The sequence below is a fragment of the Geothrix terrae genome, assembly GCF_022808775.1.
Taxonomy (GTDB): Bacteria; Acidobacteriota; Holophagae; order Holophagales; family Holophagaceae; genus Geothrix; species Geothrix terrae.
Map to the genome: position 1 here is coordinate 119,852 of NZ_JAKZLA010000009.1, position 25,355 is coordinate 145,206.

At 58.6% G+C, this 25,355-nt stretch carries 16 protein-coding genes; 12 read left to right on the forward strand and 4 right to left on the reverse strand.

The window, feature by feature from the left end:
- Positions 1-16 precede the first annotated feature (16 nt).
- The 6 genes from MLE42_RS15325 (at position 17) to dsr1 (ending at position 14,306) form a co-directional block, all read left to right on the forward strand.
- Positions 17-1,387, forward strand: coding sequence for a cyclic nucleotide-binding domain-containing protein (locus MLE42_RS15325; protein ID WP_243288749.1), 1,371 nt, complete (start codon positions 17-19; stop codon positions 1,385-1,387).
- 6 nt (positions 1,388-1,393) lie between these two features.
- Positions 1,394-4,054, forward strand: a complete 2,661-nt coding sequence (locus MLE42_RS15330) for a patatin-like phospholipase family protein (protein ID WP_243288750.1) — start codon at positions 1,394-1,396, stop codon at positions 4,052-4,054.
- Positions 4,055-5,202: 1,148 nt separating this feature from the next.
- Entirely contained in the window at positions 5,203-7,563 is a 2,361-nt protein-coding gene (hsdR, locus tag MLE42_RS15335) for an EcoAI/FtnUII family type I restriction enzme subunit R (RefSeq protein WP_243288751.1), read from the forward strand.
- Positions 7,553-9,322 carry a type I restriction-modification system subunit M gene (locus tag MLE42_RS15340; RefSeq protein WP_243288752.1) on the forward strand — a complete coding sequence of 590 codons (1,770 nt, stop codon included), beginning with the start codon at positions 7,553-7,555 and terminating at the stop codon, positions 9,320-9,322. The genes hsdR and MLE42_RS15340 overlap by 11 nt, the downstream gene beginning before the upstream one ends.
- Positions 9,319-10,488 (forward strand): restriction endonuclease subunit S domain-containing protein, encoded by a 1,170-nt coding sequence (locus tag MLE42_RS15345; protein ID WP_243288753.1) that lies wholly within the window; start codon positions 9,319-9,321, stop codon positions 10,486-10,488. Before MLE42_RS15340 ends, MLE42_RS15345 begins: the two co-directional genes overlap by 4 nt.
- 2 nt (positions 10,489-10,490) lie before the next feature.
- Positions 10,491-14,306 carry an anti-phage defense-associated sirtuin Dsr1 gene (dsr1, locus tag MLE42_RS15350; protein WP_243288754.1) on the forward strand — a complete coding sequence of 1,272 codons (3,816 nt, stop codon included), beginning with the start codon at positions 10,491-10,493 and terminating at the stop codon, positions 14,304-14,306.
- A gap of 345 nt (positions 14,307-14,651) precedes the next feature.
- On the opposite strand, the gene MLE42_RS15355 is transcribed toward dsr1, so the two are convergent.
- Both MLE42_RS15355 and MLE42_RS15360 read right to left on the reverse strand, forming a co-directional pair.
- Positions 14,652-15,950: a recombinase family protein gene (locus MLE42_RS15355; protein ID WP_243288755.1), complete on the reverse strand. Its 1,299-nt coding sequence runs from the start codon at positions 15,948-15,950 to the stop codon at positions 14,652-14,654.
- Positions 15,937-16,473 carry a DUF2924 domain-containing protein gene (locus MLE42_RS15360; protein WP_243288756.1) on the reverse strand — a complete coding sequence of 179 codons (537 nt, stop codon included), beginning with the start codon at positions 16,471-16,473 and terminating at the stop codon, positions 15,937-15,939. The genes MLE42_RS15355 and MLE42_RS15360 overlap by 14 nt, the downstream gene beginning before the upstream one ends.
- Before the next feature lie 37 nt (positions 16,474-16,510).
- Here MLE42_RS15360 and MLE42_RS15365 point away from each other — a divergent pair, with 37 nt between their 5' ends.
- From MLE42_RS15365 to terL, 4 genes are all read left to right on the forward strand, one after another.
- Positions 16,511-17,353, forward strand: coding sequence for a hypothetical protein (locus MLE42_RS15365; RefSeq protein WP_243288757.1), 843 nt, complete (start codon positions 16,511-16,513; stop codon positions 17,351-17,353).
- 82 nt (positions 17,354-17,435) lie between these two features.
- Entirely contained in the window at positions 17,436-18,776 is a 1,341-nt protein-coding gene (locus MLE42_RS15370; RefSeq protein ID WP_243288758.1) for a site-specific DNA-methyltransferase, read from the forward strand.
- Positions 18,769-19,191: a DUF5681 domain-containing protein gene (locus MLE42_RS15375; protein WP_243288759.1), complete on the forward strand. Its 423-nt coding sequence runs from the start codon at positions 18,769-18,771 to the stop codon at positions 19,189-19,191. Before MLE42_RS15370 ends, MLE42_RS15375 begins: the two co-directional genes overlap by 8 nt.
- 79 nt (positions 19,192-19,270) lie before the next feature.
- A complete protein-coding gene (terL, locus tag MLE42_RS15380; protein ID WP_243288760.1) occupies positions 19,271-20,839 on the forward strand; it encodes a phage terminase large subunit in 1,569 nt (522 codons plus the stop codon).
- Positions 20,840-20,884: 45 nt separating this feature from the next.
- Here terL and MLE42_RS15385 read toward each other — a convergent pair whose 3' ends face one another.
- Positions 20,885-21,844, reverse strand: a complete 960-nt coding sequence (locus MLE42_RS15385; protein ID WP_243288761.1) for a protein NO VEIN domain-containing protein — start codon at positions 21,842-21,844, stop codon at positions 20,885-20,887.
- 301 nt (positions 21,845-22,145) lie between these two features.
- On the opposite strand from MLE42_RS15385, the gene MLE42_RS15390 reads away from it, so the two are divergent.
- Positions 22,146-23,162 (forward strand): ParA family protein, encoded by a 1,017-nt coding sequence (locus MLE42_RS15390; protein ID WP_243288762.1) that lies wholly within the window; start codon positions 22,146-22,148, stop codon positions 23,160-23,162.
- Positions 23,162-24,031 carry an SIR2 family protein gene (locus MLE42_RS15395; RefSeq protein ID WP_243288763.1) on the forward strand — a complete coding sequence of 290 codons (870 nt, stop codon included), beginning with the start codon at positions 23,162-23,164 and terminating at the stop codon, positions 24,029-24,031. Before MLE42_RS15390 ends, MLE42_RS15395 begins: the two co-directional genes overlap by 1 nt.
- 128 nt (positions 24,032-24,159) lie before the next feature.
- Here the strand turns inward: MLE42_RS15395 and MLE42_RS15400 are convergent, their stop codons facing one another.
- Complete coding sequence (locus tag MLE42_RS15400) at positions 24,160-25,227, reverse strand: HNH endonuclease (RefSeq protein WP_243288764.1); 1,068 nt, start codon at positions 25,225-25,227, stop codon at positions 24,160-24,162.
- Between the last annotated feature and the right edge of the window lie 128 nt (positions 25,228-25,355).

Here is a 25,355-nt window from a genome sequence, read left to right on the forward strand (position 1 = left end):
CCCGTGGCGGCGATGGGTGGCCATTGGCCTGCTACTGACGGCAGGCGTTCTGGCCGTCTCAGCACTGGGCGATGGCCACGGCTACCCTGTGCTGGTGCGGGTGCGTGAGCTTGTGGTCTGGGCTCTGGGCTCCTATCTGGGAATCCGGGTCTTCACCCACGTGTTGCTGGACCCGCTGTTGAGCCACTGGCGCACCTCCACCCCTGGGTTCGCCCGGGATCTGGTGGTGGTGACCCTGTATTTGGGTACCGCCGTGTTCCTGCTTCACAAGTCGGTAGGCGTGAACCTGGGCACCCTGATGAGCACCGGTGCCATCGCCGCCGCGGTATTGGGTCTTTCCATGCAGGAGACTTTGGGCAACCTGTTCGCCGGCGTCTCTATGAGCCTGGCCCCGGCGTTCCGCGTGGACGACTGGGTGGAGGTCACAGGCAACCTGAGGGGCGGCAGCGGTCAAGAGACCTTCATCGGTCGCGTGGATGCCATGACCTGGCGCACGGTCCAGATCATCACCGAGAACGGCGACACCAGCATCTTTCCGAACCGGATCCTCGCCCAGGCGGTGGTCACCAACCTCTATGCCCCTTCCGGTCTGCACCGGCGCACCCTGAAGGTGACCGTGGCGCCCCACGACACCATGGTAGCCACTCTGGCGGCCCTGGAGCAGGCCCTGGGTGGCATCCCCCACCCTCCAGACCACAAGCCCGAGGTCAGATCCCACAGCTTCGACATGGGCGGGGTGGTGTTAGAGATTCGGTTCTGGGCCCTGGGTTGGCGTCACGGCCGGGCCGCCAACTTCCAGGCGGTGCGCCTAACCCAGACGGTGTTGAACCGCCTGGGGGTGCCTCTGCTGGGACCTCACGGGCCCACCCCCACCAGGACCCACCCAGTGTTGCTCCAGGACGGGGTCTTGGAGGACATCCTGGAACGCTTCGGGCTGCCGGGAGAGTTGGCCCAGGAGCTCAAGGAACGTGTGGTCCTGCGCCGGACGGAACCAGGCGAGGGAGTAATCCGGGAAGGGGATCCGGGCGAATCCCTATTCATGGTCATGGCCGGCACTCTTCAGGCCATGAAGGTGGTCGAGCGCTTCGAGCCCTACACCGGGCTGTTCTGGGAGGGGATCGGAGAACTCGGTCCCGGGGACTGGTTCGGCGAAGGGTCCCTGCTCACGGGCGCCCCCCGCCGGGCCACAGTGGTGGCTGCGACGGTCTGCGAGCTGGTGGAGGTGCCCAAGGCCGCCTTCGAACACGTCCTGCGCAGCGCCCCCCATCTGGTGGAGGGCCTGGTCGAACTGAAGGAATCCAGGTCCGGACACATGGCTGACTTGCCCAAGACGGCCAATCGCCGAGACTTGGCGCGGGTGGAGATCAAGCGCTGGTTCGGGCTCTAAATCCATATGCGAAGTTTCCTTGCCATCCTCTTCCTGAGTTTCTGCTTCGGGGCGCAGGCCCAGGAACGCCTCGCGCTGACCGTGAGTCCACCGGACCAGCGGTTCCGTTTCCTGCCGGTGCTCCACGCCCCCGGCGAGCGCCCCCTCGTGCTGGCTCTGCGGGGCGGGAGTGCCAAGGGCTTGGCCCATGCCGGCGTGCTGCGGCGCCTTGAGGAGGAAGGCTGGCACCCCGAGGGAATCGTGGGCACCAGCGCCGGCAGCTTCGCGGCGGCGCTCTACGCCAGCGGTTTCGGTGGGGTCGGGGCCGAGCGGATCTTCTTGCGCCGGGACTACTCCCTGGTGCTCGATGATCGACGGCGGACGCCGGGCCTGAGCGCCTCCGAGGACGAAGAACGGCACGGCACCTTGATGGGACTCTCCTTCGTCGGCGGTCGACCCATCCTTGTGCCCGGCGAGGACCGAGCGCGCCGCCTGCGGATCGCCCTGTTCGAAACCCTGGCCCGGGCTCAGGCGCTGGGTGGCTCGGACTTCGACCGGCTTGGTTCACGCCTGCGGATTGTGACTTCCAGCCTCACGCGGGGCGAGGCCCGAATTCTGGCCCAGGGGGACCTGGTGGATGCGGTGAAGGCCTCCATGTCCATTCCGGGTTTGTTGGCCCCCGTAGCCATCGGCGATGAGCGCCTGGTGGACGGCGGCCTAGTGGAGAACCTGCCCGCCATGGCAGCCCGCTCGGCCTTTCCCGGCGCTCGCATCCTCGCCGTGAACATCGGGCGCACCTGGGATGCCACACCACCTTCCGACATCCTAGCCCTGCTGGACCGCAGCCTCGACCTGGCCATGCGGGTCACCGAAGCGCGGAGCGAGGCGAATTCGGATCTGGTGATCCGGCCCGAGACCGACAAGGTGGACGAGTTCGCCTACCGGGGCAAGGAGTCCCTGCTCTTCGAGGCTGGCGCGACCGCCCTGAGTGGCGCCCTGCCCCAGTTGGAGTCCCTCCTGATGTCGGATGCCGGGGTTCCGGCCGCAGCCACCCTGAGGGTGGATGGCCCCGGCCATCCTGATCTGGCTGGGTTGCTGGCAGACACCCGACCGGCCGCCGGTCCCTGGTGCCGCGCCGACCTCTGGCGCCTGCTCCGCCGCGCCCACCGGAGGCTGCCTCTGGACCGGGCCTGGGTGGACCTGCCCGCCACTCCTGAAGGCGAGGCGACCTTCCACTGGGAGCCTGCGGATCTCATCCGGCGGGTACAGTTGGACCTGCCCGCGGACTGGGCCACGGCCTACAAGGCCCGAGTGGCCCAGAGCCTGCATGAGCGGGGCCTGGTCCCGGGGCAGCCCTTCCACGCCGCACGCTTCGGACTGGCTGAACAGGAACTCCTCGCCGAGGCCGTCGGCAAGGGCGCAGCCATGCTAGATCTGCGGGGCAGCGGTTTCGCCAATGGGGTGCTCACCCTCGCGGTGCGTGAGCCCCGCCTGGTGCGCGTCGAAGTGGAGCCTGGCCCCGTGGCAGCCCCTACCCATGCCATTGCCCAGGGACTGGAAGGTCAGGCGCTTCGCGCCTCGGAACTGGAGGAGGTGCTGGGACGCGCCCAGGACCGCATGGGCATTCAGCGGCTGGAGACGCGCCTCCAAGAGCGCGAAGAGGGCCTTGTCCTCAACCTCCGCCCCGTGGGCAGCCAACCCACCCTGCTGAACCTCACCCTGGCCTACGAAAGTGACTGGGGCCCGCACGGCGGCGTCCTTATGCGAGGCCGGAACCTCTTCGGCGGCGGCGAGAGCGGCTCCATCGAAGCGGTGGCCGACAACCTCCAGAAGCGCCTGGAGGGACACGTGGCCTGGAGCTTCCCCTCCCTTCCGGCCTTGTCGCTGGGGGCCTTCGGCTCCTGGTCGCAAAACGACGTGCGTGGCGGCGTCCTGTTCGTGGAGCCCATGGCGGACCTAGCCTCGCGCTTCACCCGGAAGGAATTGGGCGTGGAGGCCATCCTGCGCTGGGGCAAGGAGGATCGAGCCCGCTTCGGCCTCGCGGCCTTCCAGCACAGGGGCACCTTCACCCGCGCAGGGACCGACATCGACACGCCGAATGCAACGGTGGTGAGGGGCTGGCTGGAGTGGGACGATCTGGACTTCCACACCATCCCCACCGAAGGCACCCTCCTGCGCTTTTCGGCGGATCGGAGCCTCTCCGTGGAAGGCGAGGCCTACCCGTACTGGCGCAGCTATGCCCGGGCCAAACGCCACCAGCCCCTGAGTTCCAACTGGGGACTGATGGTGGACACCGAAGTGGCCCTGTCGAAGGATGCGCCGCCGGATCGCCTGTGGATCGCGGGCGGCAGCGATTCCTTCATCGGCACCCGAAGTGCCGCCTACCTAATGCCGAACTTGGCGGCCCTAAAGATCGGCCTGCCCTACACCAAGGCTTCAATGGTGGGCACGGGCTGGCAGATCGGCCCCCGCTTCGACCTGGGTCGGGCCTCTGACCAGCCGTCCACCCTGGGCGATGGCCTGCGCATCGAAGGGTTGGGCCTGGTGGCCAGAACCGGCTTCCGGGAATTCTTCATGGAGCTATCTGCCGGCCGGGTGCACCTCCATCGAGGCTCCGCCTCCCAGCACGAGAACCGCGTGTCGATCCTCCTGGGCGCCCGGCCATTCGATCTCTGGCGGCGGAAGTAGACGAAGCTATGAATGCTGCCTGGATCTCGAGCCTGATCGGGGCCGGTGTCGGGGCGATTCTGGCGAACGCTGCAACAGATCCCGGGAAAGCCCGGCGATAGGAATCCCCAAGTCGTTAGAGGTGGCCACTTGACAGGGTTACAGAAATAGTCGCGTAATTCATTGCATCCAAGGTGCTCATCACCTTGGGACAACCCTCCTTTGCCGGTTAACCCGGCCCTCCGGAGACAACCATGATTGACCGCGCCGAAAGGCCCGGGGTCCAAGCCGAAAGCGCTTGTGGAACTCCGGTGCAACCGATGCTCTTCGCCCCCAGAGAACTTGGCCTCACTGATCCGTGGGCCGACTTCCTGGATGATCTTCGCACTGGAAATGTCGACACTCTGCCAGCCGCATAGAATGGCCACCCAGATCGAGGAAATGGCGCGACATCGCATTCCACTTCGAAGGCAGCGCCATGAACAGCCCTGATGGTGGGGTTTGTCCAATTCCCTGTATTCCCTGCTCTGGCCTCGAAATTCCCTGCTCCGATGTATAGGGAATTCAGACTGTCTGTGCCCGGAAACACAGCCTGGGGCGCGCTTACTGGTTTCCGTTCCTTGGTCCGTTGCCCTTGAAATGAGAGAAATCCCTGCAGAATTCCCTGAAACGGGAATTTTCTGGCCGACGATCAGTCTGAAGGATTCACTGCACTACCAATCAAAAGGGCCGACTGCATGTCGGCCCTTTTGATTAAGTTACGAGAACCCGCCAGCCCGTAGGCTGAGACCCGACCAAACAAGATTTGAACATCGACCATTCCGGGGTGATTGAGCCAATTTTCACCTACGGAATCCCTGGATCTGCGGAATTCTCGGGGGCCTTTGGGCGCCAGAAAGTGCTCTGAGTTAAGGATCCGAGAGTTCGCGCCCGGATCGCTCTCTAGGCAGTTCATCCTTAACACGACTCCTGTCACCTTTCTGTCACTCACTGGGCCAACCCAAGTGATTCAAAGTAGGAAAGGGCGAACCGTGAGAACTTCACAACAATCCCCCTTGAGTGAGGTATGAGGTCTGGACGAGATGGGCGAATAGGTTTCCATTCCCCATCTAATTGAAGATAAGGTGATTAGGAAATTCATTCACCTTTGAGATGGTCGTCAACTCATCATGCCCACCGAAGCCGACACCTGTAGAAAGCACGTCGTGCCCCTCCTGCAGGCGGCGGGTTGGGATTCTGAGCCTCACTCCATCGCAGAGCAGCGATCCATCACGGATGGCCGGATTGTTCCCGTGGGTAAAGGGTTCATTCGGCGTCCCCCCAAACGAGTGGACTACTTGCTCCGCTTCCGGCGGGACTTCCCCATTGCCGTTGTGGAGGCAAAGGCCGAGTACAAATCCGCGTCAGACGGACTTCAACAGGCCAAGGATTACGCGGAGATGCTGGGCCTGAAGTTCGCCTATGCGACCAATGGCCCAGACATCATCGAGTTCGACTACTTCACGGGGCTAGAAACCCATCTGACGAGCTACCCCACACCTGATGAACTCTGGCGTCGTTACCAACAGGGAATCGGACTGGCTGATGGAACAGCCGAACGGATCCTCGAACCCGGCAACCATTCGGTAGGCAAAGGGGAGCGCTACTACCAACAAATCGCCATCAACCGAACCGTTGAGGCAGTCATCAAGAGCCAGAGCCGGATGCTCCTGACCATGGCTACCGGCACAGGTAAGACGGCCGTCGCGTTCCAGATCTGCTGGAAGCTCTGGAACGCCCGATGGAACCGCACCGGCGAGTATCGCCGCCCCAAAATCCTCTACCTGGCCGACCGGAACATTCTGGTGGACCAGCCCAAGGACGGCATCTTCGCGGCCTTTGGCGATGCCCGGTGCAAGATCGAATCAGGTGAGGTGCTGAAGAGCCGGGAAATGTACTTCGCCATTTACCAGGCTCTGGCCGAAGACGAGCGCCGGGATGGTCTCTTCAAACAGTTCTCACCCGATTTCTTCGACCTTGTGATCGTGGACGAATGCCACCGGGGCAGCGCGCGGGACGACAGCTCGTGGCGAGCGATCCTCGATTACTTCGAACCGGCCTTCAAGCTCGGTATGACGGCCACCCCCCTGCGGGAAGACAACCGGGATACGTACAACTACTTCGGTGAGCCTCTCTACACCTACAGCCTGCGCCAGGGCATCGAGGATGGCTTCCTCGCACCCTACCGCGTCCACCGGGTCATCACGGAATGGGACGCAGCCGGCTGGAGACCCAGCCAGGGCGACCTGGACCGCTACGGGCGCGCTATTCCCGACGAGGAGTATCAGACCCAGGACTTCGAGCGTGTGGTGGCCCTTCGGGCTCGCACGGAAGCCATCGCCAAGCATCTCACCCAATTCCTAAAGAGCACGGATCGTTTCGCCAAGACCATCATCTTTTGCGTGGACCAGGAACATGCCAGCGAAATGCGGGGCTGCCTGAACAACCTCAACGCGGATCTCGTCACCCAGTACCCGGATTATGTCTGCCGCGTCACTTCAGACGAAGGCGACATCGGCAAGGGCCATCTCGGACGATTCCAGGACGTGGACACCACCACGCCAACCATCCTCACCACATCCCAGCTCCTGACCACAGGCGTGGATGCCCCCACCTGCAAGAACGTAGTGCTGGCCCGAATCGTGAATTCCATGAGCGAATTCAAGCAGATCGTAGGCCGCGGCACCCGGGTCCGTGACGACTACGGCAAGCTCTGGTTCAACATCGTGGACTATACCGGCAGTGCCACGCGCCTGTTCGCAGATCCCTCCTTCGATGGGGACCCAGTCCGCGTCACGGAAGATGAGACTGATGCAGAGGGCACGGTGACAGAGACTACCGTCATCACCGAAGCCTGTGATGCGGAGGACAACCCTGAGAGCCGGGCAGGCGAAGTTATCGAGCCCGCGTACACCGATCGCCGGAAGTTCTACTACGACGGCGGACAAGTCGAGATCGCGGCCCACCTGGTCTATGAGCTGGATCCAGACGGCAAACAGCTCCGGGTGGTGCGTTACACCGATTATGCCGCCGACAAGGTTCGATCCCTATGCGCCACGGCTCCGGCGCTGCGGGCCGAATGGGCTGATCCTGTCAAGCGGGCCGAGATCATCCAGAAGCTGGCGGAACGCGGTGTGGATTTTCAGGCGCTGGCCGAGTCCGCGAACCAGCCGGAGGCCGACCCCTTCGACCTCCTCTGCCATCTGGCCTTCAACGCCCCCCTGAAGACCCGGCGTGAACGGGCGCAGGCACTTAAATCCGAGCGAATGGACTTCTTCGACCAGTACGCCCCGGAGGCCCGTGCGATTCTGGAAGAACTTCTGGAAAAGTACGCCGAACACGGCGACGCCCAGTTTGTGCTGCCCGATGTGCTGCACGTCCCGCCCATCTCTTCCCATGGAACGCTGGGCGACATCCTCAACCTCTTCGGGGGCGCCGAGAAACTCCGCGCCGCCGTGAATGCTCTCCAGGCCGCTCTCTATGCCGCGTAAAGCCAAAGATGCCCCCAAGACCACCACCCAGGCCCTGGGCAGTTTGCTCAAGTCCGCCCGGGACATCATGCGCAAGGACAAGGGTCTGAACGGCGACCTCGACCGCCTACCCCTCCTCACCTGGATCATGTTCTTGAAGTTCTTGGATGACCTGGAGCGCCAGCGCGAGGATGAAGCCACCCTCAGCGGAAAGAAGTTCCGCCCGGCCATCGATCCGCCCTATCGCTGGCGGGATTGGGCCATCAATCCCCAGGGCATCACCGGAGATGAGCTGCTGGCCTTTATCAACCAGGATGAGGCCATTCGCCCCGATGCCACCAAGGGAGCGGGCCTCTTCGCGTACCTTCGGCAGCTCACCAACGCCAATGGTGATGATCGCCGCGAGGTGATTGCCACGGTCTTCAAGGGCGTGGATAACCGCATGAAGAGCGGCTATCTGCTGCGGGATGTCATCAACAAGGTCTCCGACATCCACTTCACCTCCAGCGAGGAACTACACACCCTCGGCGCCCTGTATGAATCCATGCTGCGGGAAATGCGGGACGCTGCCGGGGATTCCGGCGAGTTCTACACGCCCCGCGCCGTCGTGCGCTTCATGGTGGCCGTCACCGACCCACAGCTCGGCGAAACGGTCCTGGATCCAGCTTCGGGAACCGGCGGCTTCCTGGTGGAGGCCTACAACCACCTGGCCGCCCAGGTGAAGACTGTCCAAGACCGCAAGACGCTCCAGGAGCGCTCGCTTCTGGGTTGCGAACCCAAGTCCCTCCCCTACCTGCTTTGCCAGATGAACCTCCTCCTGCACGGCCTCAACGCCCCGCAGATCGATCCCCATAACGCCTTACGATTCAAGCTCACGGAGATCGGTGAGAAGGATCGGGTGGATGTGATCCTCACCAATCCCCCCTTCGGCGGCGAGGAGGAGAAGGGCATCCAGGGCAACTTCCCTGACGATCGCCAGACGGCGGAAACGGCGCTGCTCTTCCTTCAGCTCATCATGCGCAAGCTGCACCGTCAGCCCACCAGCGTGGGACGTACTGCGCGAGCCGCCGTGATCGTTCCTAATGGAACCCTCTTCGGTGATGGCGTCTGTGGTCGGATCAAGGAAGAGCTGCTCAAGAGCTTCAACCTTCACACCATCGTGCGGCTACCCCAGGGGGTCTTTGCGCCCTATACCGACATTCCCGCCAACCTGCTGTTCTTCGAAGCCGGCGGCCCCACCCGAGACATCTGGTATTACGAACTGCCTCTTCCGGAAGGGCGCAAGAAATACAGCAAGACGGCTCCTTTGCAGTTCGAGGAGTTCGCGCCTGTTCTGGATTGGTTGAAGGCTCGCGAGGAAGGCCCCCAGGCCTGGAAGGTGGATTTCGCCGCCAAGCGTGCCACGGCTTTGGAATCGGCCACACCCCTGTGGGAAAAGGCCGAGGCAGAACGATCGTCCAGCGCCAGCTTGTCCAGGTCCATCCGCGAGCTTGAACAGCAACTCGCAACCGCCATCGGTTCCACGGGCGACCGGCCCGCCTCCTTGCGCGACCTCAAACGGCAACAGCAAGCCCACGATCAAGCCGCCAGAACGGCCCAGGCGGAGGGGGATGTCGCCTACTGGCCCATCTATAACCTCGACCTGAAGAACCCCAACACCCGAGCCGGCCTTGAACATGCAAATCCTAAAGCCCTGGTCGCTTCCATGCGCAGCCAGGAAGCCGAGGTTATGCGCCTACTGAGCGAGATTGAGAAGCTGGTGGCCGAGGTCGAGGCATGAGCAGGTGGACGAAAGTCGCTCTAGGGGATCTGCTCCGCCGATCCGATGAGCCTGCCATCATTGATCCAGACGCCGAATATCACGAAGTCACGATTAAGCTTTGGGGGAAAGGCGTCGTCAGTCGGAGGAAGGTGCGCGGAGGCGAGGTTCTCACGCCCCGTCGTGTGGCTCGCACCAATCAGTTGATACTGTCCAAGATTGATGCCCGGAACGGTGCCATCGGCTTGGTTCCTCCAGAATTGGATGGCGCCATCGTCAGCAATGATTTCCCATCCTTCGACTTCAAAGACCCCTCCCGATGCCATCCTGGTTTTCTTGGCTGGCTGGTTCGGTCCGCTCCGTTTGTGGAGTTGTGCAAAGCCTCCAGCGAAGGAACTACCAACAGGGTGCGAATCAAAGAAGATCGCTTCCTCAGCCAGGAAATCCGGCTTCCTCCTTACGACAAGCAAGAATCCCTGTACGCCCAACTCGAGGTCTTGGCCGAGAGAACCCGGCAGATCGAAGCGCATCTGGACGCCGTCGAAAAGGACTCCTTGCGCCTACTGGTAACGATGGCGACTCGCTTCGATATAAGCGGTGAACAGCGACAGATATCTGGCTGGCGACAGAGAACCATCGCTGACATTGCTGCAATGGCGCTATGTCCAGAGACGGTGGATATAAATCGATCCTACCCAAACGTAGGCATTCTGAGCTATGCAAAAGGCATTTTTGGAAAGGCCCCTATTGAAGGAGCGACCACCAGCGCCAAGACCCTGTACCGGATCAAATCCGGTCAGTTCATATATAGTCGTCTATTCGCTTTTGAAGGGGCGTATGCATTGGTACCTGACAAATTCGATGGATGCTATGTCTCCAACGAGTTCCCCACCTTCGATGTCAATGAGGATCTCGCATCTGCGAAGTTCCTCATGACTTTGTTCATGTCCGAAAACGATTGGCATGAAATGCGAGCGTCGACGAAAGGAGTCGGCGACCGCAGGCTCAGAATTCAACCGGAGCACATTCTTTCAAGGGCGATTTTGCTTCCGCCGCGGAGCGAAATGGCCCGTATCGACGCCCTGTTTGATTGCCACTTTGACCTCAAAGCCAAGCATGCCGCCATCCGCCAATCCAATGCTGCCCTGCTCCCGGCCACGCTGGAGCGGATGTTCGCCTCGGCCTGACCATGCAGTTCATCGCCCAGGGTCCTGACGTTCCCGAAGCGCTGTTACAGGCCCAGGAAGAGGGACGCGTGGCGTTCTTCTGCGGCGCGGGGATTTCATACCCTGCCGGACTGCCCGGTTTTCAGGGGCTGGTTGATGGGATCTATCGCGAGGTTGGAACGAAACCAACTGCAATGGAGCAGGGAGCCTACGAAATCTACCGGTACGACGCCGCCCTGGATTTGCTTGAGCGGCGCCTTCCCGGCCAGCGATTGGCCGTTCGCACCAAACTGGCCGAGGTCCTGAAACCCAAGCTACGCCGAAAGGGGGCTATCGACACCCATGCGGCGCTTTTGCAGTTGGCCCGGAGCCAAGAGGGTGCCCTGCGCTTGGTGACGACAAACTTCGACCGAGTGTTCGAAGCGGCGGCCAAGCGCACCAAGCAGTCGATCCAAACCTATGCCGCACCGATGCTCCCCATTCCCAAGAACAGCCGATGGAATGGACTGGTCTACCTGCATGGGGCTCTGCCCCAACGCCCGGACGAAAGTGCCCTGAATCGGCTGGTGGTCACGAGTGGTGATTTCGGATTGGCGTACCTCACCGAGCGCTGGGCGGCGCGCTTCGTCAGTGAGTTGTTTCGGAATTTTGTGGTCTGCTTCGTTGGGTACAGCATCAATGACCCGGTGCTGCGCTACATGATGGATGCCCTCGCAGCGGATCGCATGTTGGGGGAAGCGACCCCCCAGGCCTACGCGTTCGGCGACTGCGCACCAGGTCAGGAAGCCCTCAAAACCACAGAGTGGGAAGCCAAGGGTGTTGTCCCCATTCTCTACGATCCCGCGAACAGCCACTTCGCACTGCATGAGACCTTGAAGGCCTGGGCTGCAACTTGGAGCAACGGCACCCTGGGCAGGGAGCGCATCGTGGTCAATTACGCGATCACACGACCCTCCGCCAGCACGAAACAGGACGATTTTGTGGGGCGCATGCTTTGGGCGATGGCAGACGATACGGGTTTGCCCGCCAAGCGCTTCGCGGAATTCAACCCGGCGCCGTCGTTGGAGTGGCTGGAGGCATTCTCGGAGGAGCGGTTCCGCCACGCGGACCTGGCACGTTTCGGAGTCCCACCTCGTACAGAGGTGGGCACCAAGCTAGCCTTCAGTATGATTCGCCGCCCCGCACCTTATCTCTTGGCACCCCGGATGACTCTGGTCTCTGGTGGCACCGAGGAAGGCGGATGGGACGCCGTAATGTTCCACCTGGCACGCTGGCTCCTGCGTCACTTGAACGACCCGAAATTGATCCATTGGGTGGCCCAACGAGGGGGGCAACTGCATCCCCGCTGGGGGCTTCTTATCGAGCAGGAACTTGACCGCTTCTCCCGCCTGAAACAGGAAGGCAAAACGGCAGAATTGGACGAAGTGCGGACGCAGGCCCCCAATGCCATCCCGGATGCCATGCTCGGCACCCTGTGGCGATTGCTGCTGACCGGGCGTATCCAGTCATTCAGGGGTGAGTTTGGCCTCTACCAATGGAAGGACCGCCTGAAACGAGAAGGCCTCAATGCCTCGCTTCGGCTGGAATTACGTGAATTTCTCGCGCCAAGGATCGCCCTTAAGAAACCCTTCCGATGGAGTGAGGAAGAAATACCAACCGATGCGCCAAGGAGTTTCCGCCAGCTTGTGGACTGGGAACTCGTCTTAGCTGCCGACCATGTCCATTCGGCCCTTCGTGATTTCGCGGATGAACACTGGCAAAGATCTTTGCCCCTCCTCCTCGAAGACATCCAGCACCTGTTGCGGGATGCCCTTGACCTCCTTCGCGAGCTCGGCGAGGCCGAAGACCGCAACGACCGATCTCCCTGGGACCTACCTTCGATTTCTCCACACTGGCAGAACCGTGGCTTCCGAGATTGGGTGACTCTAATCGAACTCCTTCGCGACAGTTGGCTAGCGGTTCGTAATACAGATCCAGACCGTGCAACGCGAATCGCCCAAGCCTGGTTCGATATTCCCTATCCGACCTTCAAGCGCCTTGCATTATTTGCGGCCAGCCAGGATGGCTGCGTTTCACCAGATCAATGGGTGGAATGGTTATTAGCGGACGATGCGTGGTGGATGTGGACCGTGGATTCCAAACGAGAGGTCATGCGCCTCATGGTGCTTCAGGGGAATCACCTCGCCTCACAGACACAAGCAAGGCTGGAAGAGGCCATCTTGTTGGGGCCGCCTCGCAAGATGTATCAGGAAAATCTCGAAAGTATGAGTTGGCAAGAAATTGTCGATCGGTCGGTGTGGCTTCACTTGGCGAAACTGAACACTTCGGGCATCACGTTGGGGTCGGAAGCCAGTGTTCGATTGAAAGCCTTGTCGGAGGCCAATCCTGAGTGGAGAGTTGCCACCGACCAAAGCGACGAATTCTCAAGCTGGATGAGCGGTACCGGTGACCCAGACTACGAGGAAAACCGAGACGTCGATATCGCCCCCAGGAAGCGACACGAACTTGTGCGCTGGTTGACAAAGCCACCGCCGGAACGGCGACCATTCTACGAGGACACCTGGGGCGATGTTTGTCGGACCAGGTTCTTTCACAGTCTTTACGCGTTATGCGATCTGTCGAAGGAAGGCGTGTGGCCCGTGGGCCGCTGGCGGGAGGCACTCCAGGAGTGGAGCAAGGATGATCAAGCGGCTCGTTCTTGGCGCTTTGCCGCGCCGCTTCTCTCATCCATACCAGACGATGTTTTCCAAGAACTTACCCGCACCATCACGTGGTGGATGGAGGCGAATTCCAAGTCCTGTGACATCCATGAATCCATTCTTGTGGGTCTGTGTCGCCGGGTTCTAGACCTGCCCTTGGAGGCGGGTACTGGGATTTTGAGGAATGGGGAACCATTGGATGAAGCCGTCAGCGAAGCCATCAACCATCCGGTGGGCCAAGTCGCGCAGACTTTGCTGAACCTCTGGTTCAAGGGGCACCCTAACGACAACGATCGACTGGCGTCTCCGTTCGAGCCCCTATTCACCCAGCTCTGCGACACGCGAGTGGAACGGTTCCGCCACGGGAGGGTACTGCTGGCCTCGCAACTCCTCCCGCTATTCCGTGTGGATCGCACCTGGACGGAAAGCTATCTCCTTCCGTTGTTCGATTGGAATTCGGATGCGACAGAAGCAAGGGCTGCCTGGGAAGGATTTCTCTGGGCTCCTCGCCTCTACCCGCCCCTATTGGTGGCGATCAAGCCTCAATTCCTAGAGACTGCAGGCCATTTTGAGGAACTCAAGGAGCACCGGAACCAATTCGCGGCCTTCCTGACCTATGCGGCCTTGGATCCGGTGGAAACCTATACACCTCAAGACTTTCAAACCGCCATTAGCAACCTTCCCCTGGAAGGTTTGCAGCAGGTGGCCCGTGCGCTCTCTCAAGCCCTCGAAGGTGCCGGAGAACAGCGGGAAGGCTATTGGAAGAACCGTGTCCTTCCCTTCTGGCAGAACATCTGGCCAAAGTCCCGTGAACTGGCTTCTAAAGAAATCTCTGCTTCATTTGTACGGCTATGTATTGCAGCGGGTGCCGAATTCCCCGTCGCATCGAAGACAGTTAAAGACTGGCTGCAACCGATTGACCACATGCACTATGAAGTTGGCCTGTTGGATGAATCGGGGTTGTGCGGGAAGTTCCCAACCGAAGCCCTGGAGTTGTTGCACACCATTACAGATGACCAGCCATGGCCATCCGAAGAATTTGGTAAATGTTTAGCTGCGATAGCCAAGGCTGATCCTTCCTTACTCAACGATGCCCGGTACCGTCGCCTAGACGTCTATTTTCGACAAAACAGAATTTAGAAAATTGTTCTTTGAACCCTCCAGTCTGAGGTTCGCGCGGGAACTAGCAATTGATGAGTATTCGGTCCTTCTCCAGCAATCCCGGCCCAAAGGATTTTCTCCTGTATATCAGGCGCTAAGAACGTCAACGCCACCAGCATGGATACCCGAGGCTGACTCACCCCCATCCGCCGAGCCACTTCCGAGAAATCACGAACTTCCCCGGTTTCCACCGCTCTTACGATTCGGTGTCCCAGAGCCAGAGCGCGGGCAGCGGCGCACACCTTTTCAAGAGCCAGAGGATGCGCCTCCTGTCGCTCTGCAAAGCCCACACACTTACCTCTGCGGACGCGAATCAGAGGGACTTCAAAGGTCAGCATCGAAGGCCTCGTCAGGCGGCAGAGCTCTCAGGTCCCGAAATCGGACACTGAGCTTGCCCTGGAACTGGTCCACTCGGGCCTCCTCGACCAACAGGCCAATCAATCTCCGGCGATTCGATAAGGTCAAGGCCTCCCACAGACTGGCCAGCCCCAACTTCGGGGGCCGCAGCCCAATTGCATCCAACTGTCTCTCAAGCAAGGGCCGCATCTCCGGGTCCACAAGGGCGTCCTGAACCCGGTCCACCACAAAGGCCTCAATGGCTTCTGCCGGTAGCTGCCGAGTCTGACAGGCCTTCTTGCCCTGCTTGTCCCGGTTTGAGCAGCGATAGTAACGATGCAGCCGCCCCAGCCTGAAGGTGCTGGCACTGGTCATGGCCGAACCACAGAGGCCACACCGGAGGGTCCCCCGCATGAGGTAGGTGGGGTTCCGACATTCATGACGCAGCCGGCGATTCTTGGGCACAAGCATGGCTTGGACGCGGTCAAAGGTCTTCTGGTCGATGAGGTCAGGATGCTCAGCTACAACGAATTCTCCCTGACAGGAAATTTCCCCAAGGTAGAGCCGATTCCGAAGGATGCGGAGCACCAGGTCCTTAGTCCAGGGGTTGGGTCGGGGCCGTTGGACGGTCTTGAGGGGCACCCCGGCTTCATTGAGGCGCTGGCCAATGTTCAGGGCGCTTACCCCATCGAGATACCAGCGAAAGACCTGTTTCACCCAGGGGGCTTCTTCTTCATGAATCAGGAGGTGGGACTTCTCGGAACGATAGCCGAGAGGTGCGTTTCCACCCGTCCATTGCCCTTTCCGCCGTGTCGCCCTGATCTTGTCGCGAATGCGCTCGGCGATCATCTCCCGCTCAAATTCCGCAAAGCTCATGAGCATATTTAGGGTCAATCGCCCCACGGGATCAGTGGTGGAGAAGTGCTGGGTTACACTTACAAATCCCACTCCGTGCTTGTTGAAATGCTCCATCACCTGGGCAAAGTCCAATAGTGACCGGGAGAGACGATCCACCTTGTAGATCACCACCACGTCCACCCGCTTCCTAGATACCCAATTGAGCAATTTCTGGAAGGCAGGCCGGTCGGTATTGGCCCCGGTATAGCCACCGTCATCGAAGGACTCCGCTACCACTTCCCAATTTTCGTGGGCGTGAGTCTTGATGTAGGCCTCGCAGGCCTCCCGTTGGGCATCGAGTGAGTTGAAGTCCTTCTCCAAACCAGCGGAGGTGGACTTCCGGGTGTAGATGGCACACCTCACAACCTTCGATGGCTCATTCTTGGCCATCGGACTTCTCCTTCTTCAGGCCGAAGAACCCGAATCCATTCCAGGGGGTTCCTGTGATCTCCTTGGCGATGCTGGACAAGCTGGTGTAGGTTCTTCCGCGATACCGGAACCGGTCCTCTTCGACTTCCACCTCGTAGCTGAAGCCCTTGTAATCACGCCTCAACACAGATCCTGCTTCAGGAAGCCTGGGGTCCCTGGGCTGAGGGGGTTTCGGTTCGGGTGGGGGTACCTTGACCCGGCCAGCTCGAGCCTGTGCTTCCGGAAGTGTCACAGGCGCCAGTTCCTCGATTCGAGCCAAGGCAGCGGGCGATAGACCGCCTTCAACCTGCTCCTGAAGCCGGAAGGCCAGTTTCTTTCGCAGGAATGGCAGATTCTTCGAGCGGGCCTCCTCGCCAAATAAGGCCTTGTACCGCACCCTCAACTCCGCGAGAACCATCCCCTCTAACTCTTGTAACTGACGACCCAATTGCCGCAGGATCCCGGCCTCCTCGGCCAGGGCTTCGCCCGGGTTCTTCTGACCCATAATTCACCTCCGTGAGACCCCGATCTCGGGGTGACACATGGACGCTCCCTACCTAGAGAAGATCAAGCTCTTTCCGAATCAAGGCCAAACCGCGGACAATCAACCTATGCCCAAGGTTAAATTCACACCCCCAGTTACCGACTGGGATGCCATAACTCTCATTGCGATTCGACATTGGCCCACGGACGAGGCCAAACAGCTGAACCTGCTAAGAGCTTGCTTCCCAAAATTCCTAGCTATCCAACAGCAGACGAACCCCGAGAGCTATGCGACGAAGGAATCCTGGGATCGGGTCAACTATCTCTGTGGTGCCTTGGGTGGCTGGGAGGCCATTGCCGATGCGCCTCGCTATTCCGAGTTCAAGGAGGAAATAGCGGGACTAAGTGAGTCAGGGGCAATTACGGGGATAGCCCTGGTACTTGCCGAACAACTCATCTCTCAAGGAGTCTCCCCCGAATACGTATCTCTCAACCGGATGGCATACCTCCTGGGTGAGTTCGGAGAGCACCTTATTGGGAAGTCGATTCCTGAGGACACCTTCATGAGGGCCTGGATAAATTTCAAGCCAGTGGCTCATCTCTGGGCAGGTTTCCTGACCGGATCTGGCCTCTGGGATGGTGGGCACCTTCACGATCCTTTGGAGCCGTTGAGTGGGCTGGGACAACAATTTGAACGGTCCATGCTTAATCAATTCCTGTATTCTCAGCAGTTCTACCGCTTTGGGACTTCCTACCGACCTCCGAAGGGACGGTCAACCATTCTGGATCCCAGTACGGCCTATGAGCTGGAAGCCGAGGTCGAAGGGGACCCTTTCAAGTTGGCGCCCCTCCACCCCGTTCTCATCGAAGCCTTGAAGGCCTATCCGAAGACCAAACACTGACTGGTGCGCAAGCTCGCGCACCAGTTCCGGGTTACCCCAAGCTGCTCCCGCCGAACAGTCGGCCATTTGACAGGGAGAAGCCATGGCAACCCACCTCTGCATCCAGCAGGTTTCGATTGGTGATCTGCACCCATCCAGCTCGAACCCCCGCGTCCACACCCGGAAGCAGGTCCGCCAGATCGCCGAGAGCATCAAGGCCTTCGGCTTCAATGTGCCCGTGCTGGTGGATGGTCAGAACCGGGTCATCGCAGGCCATGGACGCCTCCAAGCCGCCACCCTGCTGGGTTGGACGGAGGTGCCCACCATCTGCCTGGAGCACCTGACCGAGGCCCAGGCCAAGGCGTTCATGGTGGCCGACAACAAGCTGACCGAGAACGCGGCCTGGGATGACCGCCTCCTGGGTGAGGCCTTCCGGGACCTGTCTCTCCAGGAGCTGGAATTCAGCCTGGAGACCACGGGCTTCGACATGGGCGAGATCGATCTGCTCATCGAAGGGTTGGAAGAGGCGCCGCCTGGAGACGACCCCGCCGATGATTTGGGGCCCGCGGCCGGACCCGCGGTCTCGTGCCGGGGGGACCTCTGGCTCCTGGGCCCGCACCGCCTGCTCTGCGGCAGCGCCTTGAAGAGCGAAGACCTCGATCAGCTCATGGATGGGAGCCAGGCCTCGGTGATGTTCACCGACCCGCCCTACAACGTGCCCGTCCAGGGGCATGTGAGCGGCCTAGGGCGAATCCAGCACCGGGAGTTCGCCATGGCCTCGGGCGAGATGGACGCGGCCCAGTTCACGGAATTTCTCACGACCGCCTGTGGCCTCCTGGCCCAGCACTCGGTGAACGGGTCTCTGCATTACCTCTGCATGGACTGGCGCCACGTCGGCGAATTGTTAGCCGCAGGCAAGGCGACCTACACCGAGCTTAAGAATCTCTGCGTCTGGGCCAAGGACAACGCCGGCATGGGCTCCTTCTACCGCTCTCAGCATGAGCTCGTCTTTGTCTTCAAGAACGGCACGGCCCCCCACCAGAATCACGTTCAGCTGGGCCAGTACGGCCGGTATCGCTCCAACGTCTGGCGGTACGCCGGGGTCAACTCCTTCAGCCGGGCGACCGAAGAAGGCAACCTCCTCGAGCTGCACCCCACGGTGAAGCCGGTGGCCCTGGTGGCAGACGCCCTGAAAGACGCCTCCAGCCGGGGTGAGATCGTCCTGGATACTTTCCTGGGGAGCGGCACCACCCTCATGGCCGCCGAGCGGACAGGCCGGGTGTGCTGTGGGCTGGAGCTGGATCCCCTGTATGTGGACGTGGCCGTCCGGCGCTGGCAGGCGTTCACCAATCAGGCGGCAGTTCATTCGGAATCCGGCCTAACCTTCGACCAGGTTCAGGCAGAGCGCCTGCCGGGTTCCGGCCACGAGGTAGGCCATGTCTGACCCGGGCTACAAGGTGGGCTACCGCCGCCCGCCCATCGCCACGCGCTTCAAGAAGGGCCAGTCGGGCAACCCGAAGGGTCGGCCCAAGGGGTCCGTGAACCTGGATACGACACTGGAGCGCGAGCTGAACCAGCGGGTCACGGTCAAAGAGCACGGCCAGACCCGGACCATTACCAAGTTCGAAGCCTGCATCAAGCAGCTGGTGAACAAGGCTGCCTCGGGCGACGCGAAAGCCATCCAGTTCCTGATCAGCCTGCTGAATCTCTCGGCGGGGGGTACGGGGGCGGACCAGGCGCTCGCCCTCTCCACTGAAGCCGACCAGGCCGTCATGGCCACCCTCCTGCAGCGCTTCGGCCCGCAGGCCCCTTCCACTCTCACTTCATCCAAGGAGGCCCCTCATGAACCTGGACCCTGAACCGCAGCGCCGGCCCAAATTATTGGGAGGGCCTCCCCTCACCCCCGAGGTCTACGGAGTCCTGCTGCGGCAGGACTTCATGACCTTCACCCAGCGGTGCTTCTTCCAGCTGAACCCCCAAGGGGGGTATATGCACAACTGGCACCTGGACCTGATCGCGGATCAGTTGGAGGCCTGCCGGAGGCGGGAAATTCGGCGGCTCATCATCAACGTGCCGCCCCGGAGCATGAAATCCATTCTGGCCTCGGTGGCTTTCCCGGCCTTCTGGCTGGGGCACGACCCCTCGGCCCAGATCCTCTGTGCCAGCTATGGCCAGGATTTGGCTGAAAAGCTGTCCTTGGACTGTCGCCAGGTCATCGGCAGCGATTGGTTCCGCGCCATCTTCCCCACCCGCCTGTCTCGGACCCGGAATGCTGCCCATGAGTTCATCACCACGGCCAACGGCAGCCGGATGGCCACCTCGGTGGGAGGAGTGGTCACGGGGCGCGGGGCCGACCTCATCATCATCGACGATCCCCTGAAGCCCGAGGAGGCCGTCTCGGATCTCCAGCGGCAGAAAGTGAACGACTGGTACGACAGCACCCTGTTCAGCCGGCTGAATAGCAAGGATCAGGGCGTCATCGTGGTCATCATGCAGCGGCTTCACCTGAACGATCTTGTGGGCCACCTGGCCGAGCGTGGGGGGTGGGAGGTGCTGAGCCTGCCCGCCATCGCGGAGGGGCCGGAGGAGTGGCATTTCAGGACCATGCAGGGACCACAGTGCCATATGAGGACGCCGGGAGACCTGCTTCACCCGGAGCGCGAGTCACAGGCCGTTCTGAACGAGCTGAGGTCCAACCTAGGGGAATACGACTTCGCCAGTCAGTACCAGCAGTCCCCAGTTCCGAAGGGGGGCGCGTTGGTGAAGGAGAACTGGCTCATGGTCTACGACCCCCTCCAGCAGCCCGAGCATTTCGACCAGATGATCCTAAGCTGGGACACGGCCAACAAGCCCAGTGAGTTTGCCGACTTCAGCGTGTGCACAGCCTGGGGAGTGAAGGGCAAAGCCATCTACCTGGTGGACGTGCTCCGCAAGAAGCTCGACTACCCGGGGCTCAAGCAGGCGGTGAAGGAGATGTCTGAGCGATGGCGGCCCACGAAGGTGCTGATCGAGGACAAGGCCTCAGGCACCCAGTTGGTCCAGGAACTGTTCAGCGAGGGAGTTTCGGGGGTCGAGGGGGTCAAGCCCGAGGGCGACAAGATCATGCGCATGCACGCCCAGACTGGGTTCTTTGAACAAGGCCGAGTCTATCTGCCCAGCCAAGCGCCGTGGCTCGAGGACTACCGGAAGGAGTTGCTGTCCTTCCCCGTCGGCAAGATGGACGACCAGGTGGACGCCACCTCGCAGGCCTTGAAGTGGATCCACCAGCACGGACAAGAGGCCGGGATCATGACCTATTATCGGTCGGAAGCGAGAAAGATGTTTGAGGCCGGTGAACTCGGCATCAAGAACGAGGAAGAGATCAATGCCATGTATGAAAACTTCTGGGAGTCAGAGGAAGACCACGTCAAGAACCGCGACCACCGCGGCCCCGACAATCGGCTCCTGCCGCACTTTTACCCGCCGGGACACCAACTTTGGAAGCCGAAACCTCCGAACGTCGCGTAGAAATCAGCAGGTTGGACGAGGGCGGGAAACCGCCCTCGTAGTTGATTAGGCCAGCGGGGGGACGCTGTAGTCGAAGGCGAGGGCATCCAGATCCGCGGAGTCGATTTGCCATGGGGAAATGATGCGCAGGGTGCCGTTCCTGGCCTCCGGGGCCTCCTTGGTGCCGCGAAGCTCGATGCCGGAGACAATCACCAACACCGAGACGGCGGCGGTGCTGTGGTGGTGCTTGACCTCTCCCCTGGTCAGGACCACTTTCTCCCCGGTCGTACAGGTGCCCTTCACTTCAACATGCATCTCCTCTCCGGACCGCCGCGCGCGCATGTCGAAGGGGTTCCCCTGGCTCGTATCCTCGACCTTCCAGCCCTCGCTCTCCAGGGCCTGCCTGGCGGCCTCCATGGCGCGTAGCTCGATGGCCTTCTTCTGGGCAGCATTGAGGCCCGGGGCAAAGCCTCGCCCCTTTCGGGGCTTGCCCAGGAATGCCGAGAGCTCCTGCTCCACTTCGTCCCCAGGGGAGGGGGTGCCTAGGAGCTGATCAAGCCGGTCACCATCGAGCGGGCGGATGGCGTTCTGCACAGCCTTGTTCGCGAAGGGGATCTCAAAGGTATCCCGCGAGAAGGGTGGGTCAAAGGGTGCCCATTGGGGCCCATAGAAAGCCCGGAATTCGGTCACCACCTTGGTGATGGTTTTCGGGGCATCCCAGACCTTCTTGCAATTGCTGCACCGCGAACCAGGTTTCGTCTTCCTGGGACTCAGGGTGGCGGTCTCGCACTCGGGGCAGACCTTCATGACCTTGTTGGCGGAGCCGGAGGTGATCTTGTCGATCAGGGACGTGCCATAGACCAGGTTTCTGTCGATGATCAAAATCCGATCGCCTTCTTTTACCCGCAGCGAGTTCGCGACTTGGTTGTCGAAGGAGAGGTACTCGCCGAGTTTGTCCTCATAGCCCTCATTGCCCTGAAAGGACCGCTCACCGTCCTGGCTGGAATACAGAGCCCACGTCTTCATAAATTCTCCAAGATCAGTTCAACACGCATCCGGGTTAAAGATGTTTGCTACACAGCGACCACGTTTCCAAGTCAATCCCCACGCGTCAAAAGCTCCCATCCTTGTAGCGATAAGTTACAAACCCGCTGGTTGAACATTGAGTATCAGCAACCCAGGAAAGGTCCGAACATTTCCAACCTGGTTCCGCAATCAGTCGTTGTGCGAAATATGCCTACATGCTTACAATGCCTGGAGTATTCGCTTCAATGACCTATTGCTCTTCTCCGCAGATCTGGGTACAAAAAATAAGAAAGAGGTCTATATGAAATCGATTGTATTTTTTAACAATAAGGGTGGCGTTGGTAAAACAACGCTTTCTTGCAATGTCGCATACGCAATCGCCTCGATGGGGCGAAAAGTACTCGTTATTGATTGCGACCCACAATGCAATGCAAGCCAACTGATTTTATCGGACGACCAGTGTGAATTAGTGTATGAAAAAAACATCGGCTTTCCTACAATTAATGATGTTATACAGCCAATTGTAACTTATGGCGAATCTCGAATTCAAAAACAAATAGATTTCTCGGACTGGCCGAATAATCGTTTTGGAGTTTCTTTAATCGCTGGTCATCCAAGACTTTCCTTTTTTGAAGATGAATTAAGCAAGGCTTGGGCTGATGTTCCAAGTGGCAATCCTGGTGGGATGATAAAAACAAATTGGTTTTTTTCATTACTTCATTCTTATGGAAGGGATTATGACGTTGCAATCATTGATGCAAGTCCGAGCCTCGGCGCTTTAAATCGAACGCTATTACTCGGTTGTGACCATTTTCTTACCCCAATGGGTTGTGATGTATTTAGCCTAATGGGAATAAGGAATATATACGATTGGATCAGCACTTTCTCACGCGATTATCGAAATGGGTTATCACAATGGGATGAACGTCATGCAGTTGATGATTTGTCAGGTGATATTCGACGAATTATCAACATTGAGAACGGATATATTGGATATACCATACAGCAGTATAGTTCAAAATTCGACAAAGATGGTCAAAGAAGACCGATTAAAGCCTATGAACGCATTCACCAGCGCATCCCTTCAGAGGTAAGCAGTACTCTCGCTAGTTTCGCACCTAAAGATATTTCCTTACGTTTGGGCGATATACATCATATGTATAGTCTCGTGCCCCTTGCTCAAATCAAGCATTCACCGATTGCGGGTCTAAAATCTGCTGATGGTCTAGTTGGAATGCAATTTGGAGCTGTTGCGGATGCAAAGGAAGCACTCGAAGCTTTAGCCGTCAACATTCTTTCTAACATTGGGGTTCAATAATGAGATACCCAACGTTGGTTGAAGAACTTGCTGGAAGACGTGCGATAATTGTTATAGGATCTGGTGTATCTGCAGGATGTAATAGCCATATTGATACAAGCAAAAAAATGCCAACCTGGAAAGAACTGCTCAATGCGCTTTCCGGAGCCGCTCACCTAACCCCAGAAGATAAACGAGAATATGATGAACTATTGTTAAAAGATAAATTTTTGGAAGCTGCTGAAATAATTGAATCAAAAATGTCGTCAGCCGATATCTCAAGAGTTTTATCATCTCTGTTTATTTCACCAAAATTCATACCATCAAAATGGCACCAAATTTTAACAAAATTTGATCTTAAAATTTATATCACGACAAATTATGATAATTTATTTGAAACAGCTATTTCGGACGCTGGATCTGTAGATGGTTTCAAATTCTATTCCATTAATGAAAATGGTCTTGTTTCGGGATTGCGATCTAGTTCAAGGCTTGTAATTAAGGCCCATGGGTCCTTGACATCGCCAGATGTTAAAATTATTTTATCGAAATCAGGTTACTTCACCGCTAAAAAGCAATTTGGTACTTTTTATGAAATTCTCGATGCTCTATTCTTAGTAAATACAGTGTTTTTTGTTGGTTGTGGCATGTCCGATCCTGATTTTTTGTTACTTATGGAAAATTCAAATATTCGTGTTCCCCACGACTGTCGTCATTATGCTCTCGTTCCGGAGGGCCGCCACTCCGCGATTCGTGAAGCAATGAAATTTGCTTATAACCTCGAATTAATTGAATATTCGATTGCTGCAGATGGTTCGCATGATAATGGATATGATATATTGGCGGAATTACTGGAGCAAGTTGAAGATCTACGAATAATTCCTAGTTGATATTATTGATTACAACTCGGAGAAATGTATTATATTTCATTCATGATTATAGTTTCTATCGACCATTACAATAACAAAAAGTAACCGTGCAGTGGTTCTGATTCGAACCCCCGGTTACATAACACTAGCTATGCAAAGTGAGCTTTTCGATGGCAATTAGGACAAGCCGCCACAGCGTTCTGTACGCTGTCCTCTCCCCCATCTGATAGCTGGATCTTGTGATGAACTTCCAAATAGGGGCTCCCGTCCTTTTCCCTTAGGAAGGGTGCTTGTTTTTTGCAAATCTCGCAGTACCCCTTGGCTCGAAACAAAACCTCAGCGATGACATCAGGACTCCGTAGGTAGCCCTTGCTAACGATTCGAATTTCCTTGGGGATAGATGAGGCGAGAGCAAGCCGCTTGGCGCGTTCAGTCTGAGAGTCCTGTGACGCGGCTCTGACTTTCTCGCCAAGCTCAGCTTCGTAATGAGCCCTGTCTTCCAAAACCTGGAGGGGTACCTGGTCCCATTTGACCAGCTCGAACCATTTAGATTGATCCTCCTCCACATGAAGAGCCTCATTCCTGAAGATTCCTTCAAGAAGGTAGGCTCCTTCGGTGGTCTCCCGCGTGAATACATACACCGGAACATTCGGGAACTCGAGGACAGCTCTGTTCTCCACGTGCGCGGGATCGAACACCACTACCCCAGTGTGGGGATTGGTTCGGCTCTTGAGGTAGGCCTTGAGGCGTTGACCAGGCTCGAGCCAGGCATTGGGATAACTTTCGCCCGAAAGATTCACCTTCAGAAAAACCGCCTCATGATTCGGCACCTGGCCAATCACTAGAATTCCGCCGGAGCGGTTGTCATAGGTCTTCGTAAAAATGGCGAGATCAAAGGAGGAGTAGGACTTCCCAACCACAAAATCCGCAAGCCGAGTTTGGTCTTCCTTCCATCGACCAAACCGACGATCGAATTCTGGCCAGAGAGATTCAAAGGTCTTCAGGCCTGCCTGGGTGAGTTCTCTGTAGACTTCACTGCTGCTTGGAGTCTGAAACCGCTCCAGGTACGTCCAGAGATCTCCCACGCGCTGGAATTTGGGGATCCACTGCTTGGAACGCTTGACCGCGGCATGGGCCTTCTTGCTCAAGGAGGGTGCATTGATCGCTGGATCCAGGACCTCCGAAATGACGAATACCTTAGCTAGTTCAACATCCATGATTCCCATCCCGAAGCTAAGCTTGGTGAAACAATCCCATAATAATTCCGCAATAGGTCAAGTATCTATAGAATCCCTAAATATAGATCTTTCACCTACCACACCCCACCTGATCTTGCTCCTTGTCG

Coding starts and splice junctions, on each gene's coding strand:
- MLE42_RS15395 (WP_243288763.1), top strand. CDS start 23,162: ATGAGATACCCAACGTTGGTTGAAGAACTTGCTGGAAGACGTGCGATA.
- MLE42_RS15330 (WP_243288750.1), top strand. CDS start 1,394: ATGCGAAGTTTCCTTGCCATCCTCTTCCTGAGTTTCTGCTTCGGGGCG.
- dsr1 (WP_243288754.1), top strand. CDS start 10,491: ATGCAGTTCATCGCCCAGGGTCCTGACGTTCCCGAAGCGCTGTTACAG.
- MLE42_RS15400 (WP_243288764.1), bottom strand. CDS start 25,227: ATGGATGTTGAACTAGCTAAGGTATTCGTCATTTCGGAGGTCCTGGAT.
- MLE42_RS15360 (WP_243288756.1), bottom strand. CDS start 16,473: ATGGGTCAGAAGAACCCGGGCGAAGCCCTGGCCGAGGAGGCCGGGATC.
- MLE42_RS15375 (WP_243288759.1), top strand. CDS start 18,769: ATGTCTGACCCGGGCTACAAGGTGGGCTACCGCCGCCCGCCCATCGCC.
- MLE42_RS15390 (WP_243288762.1), top strand. CDS start 22,146: ATGAAATCGATTGTATTTTTTAACAATAAGGGTGGCGTTGGTAAAACA.
- MLE42_RS15370 (WP_243288758.1), top strand. CDS start 17,436: ATGGCAACCCACCTCTGCATCCAGCAGGTTTCGATTGGTGATCTGCAC.
- MLE42_RS15355 (WP_243288755.1), bottom strand. CDS start 15,950: ATGGCCAAGAATGAGCCATCGAAGGTTGTGAGGTGTGCCATCTACACC.
- hsdR (WP_243288751.1), top strand. CDS start 5,203: ATGCCCACCGAAGCCGACACCTGTAGAAAGCACGTCGTGCCCCTCCTG.
- terL (WP_243288760.1), top strand. CDS start 19,271: ATGACCTTCACCCAGCGGTGCTTCTTCCAGCTGAACCCCCAAGGGGGG.
- MLE42_RS15385 (WP_243288761.1), bottom strand. CDS start 21,844: ATGAAGACGTGGGCTCTGTATTCCAGCCAGGACGGTGAGCGGTCCTTT.
- MLE42_RS15340 (WP_243288752.1), top strand. CDS start 7,553: ATGCCGCGTAAAGCCAAAGATGCCCCCAAGACCACCACCCAGGCCCTG.
- MLE42_RS15345 (WP_243288753.1), top strand. CDS start 9,319: ATGAGCAGGTGGACGAAAGTCGCTCTAGGGGATCTGCTCCGCCGATCC.
- MLE42_RS15365 (WP_243288757.1), top strand. CDS start 16,511: ATGGACGCTCCCTACCTAGAGAAGATCAAGCTCTTTCCGAATCAAGGC.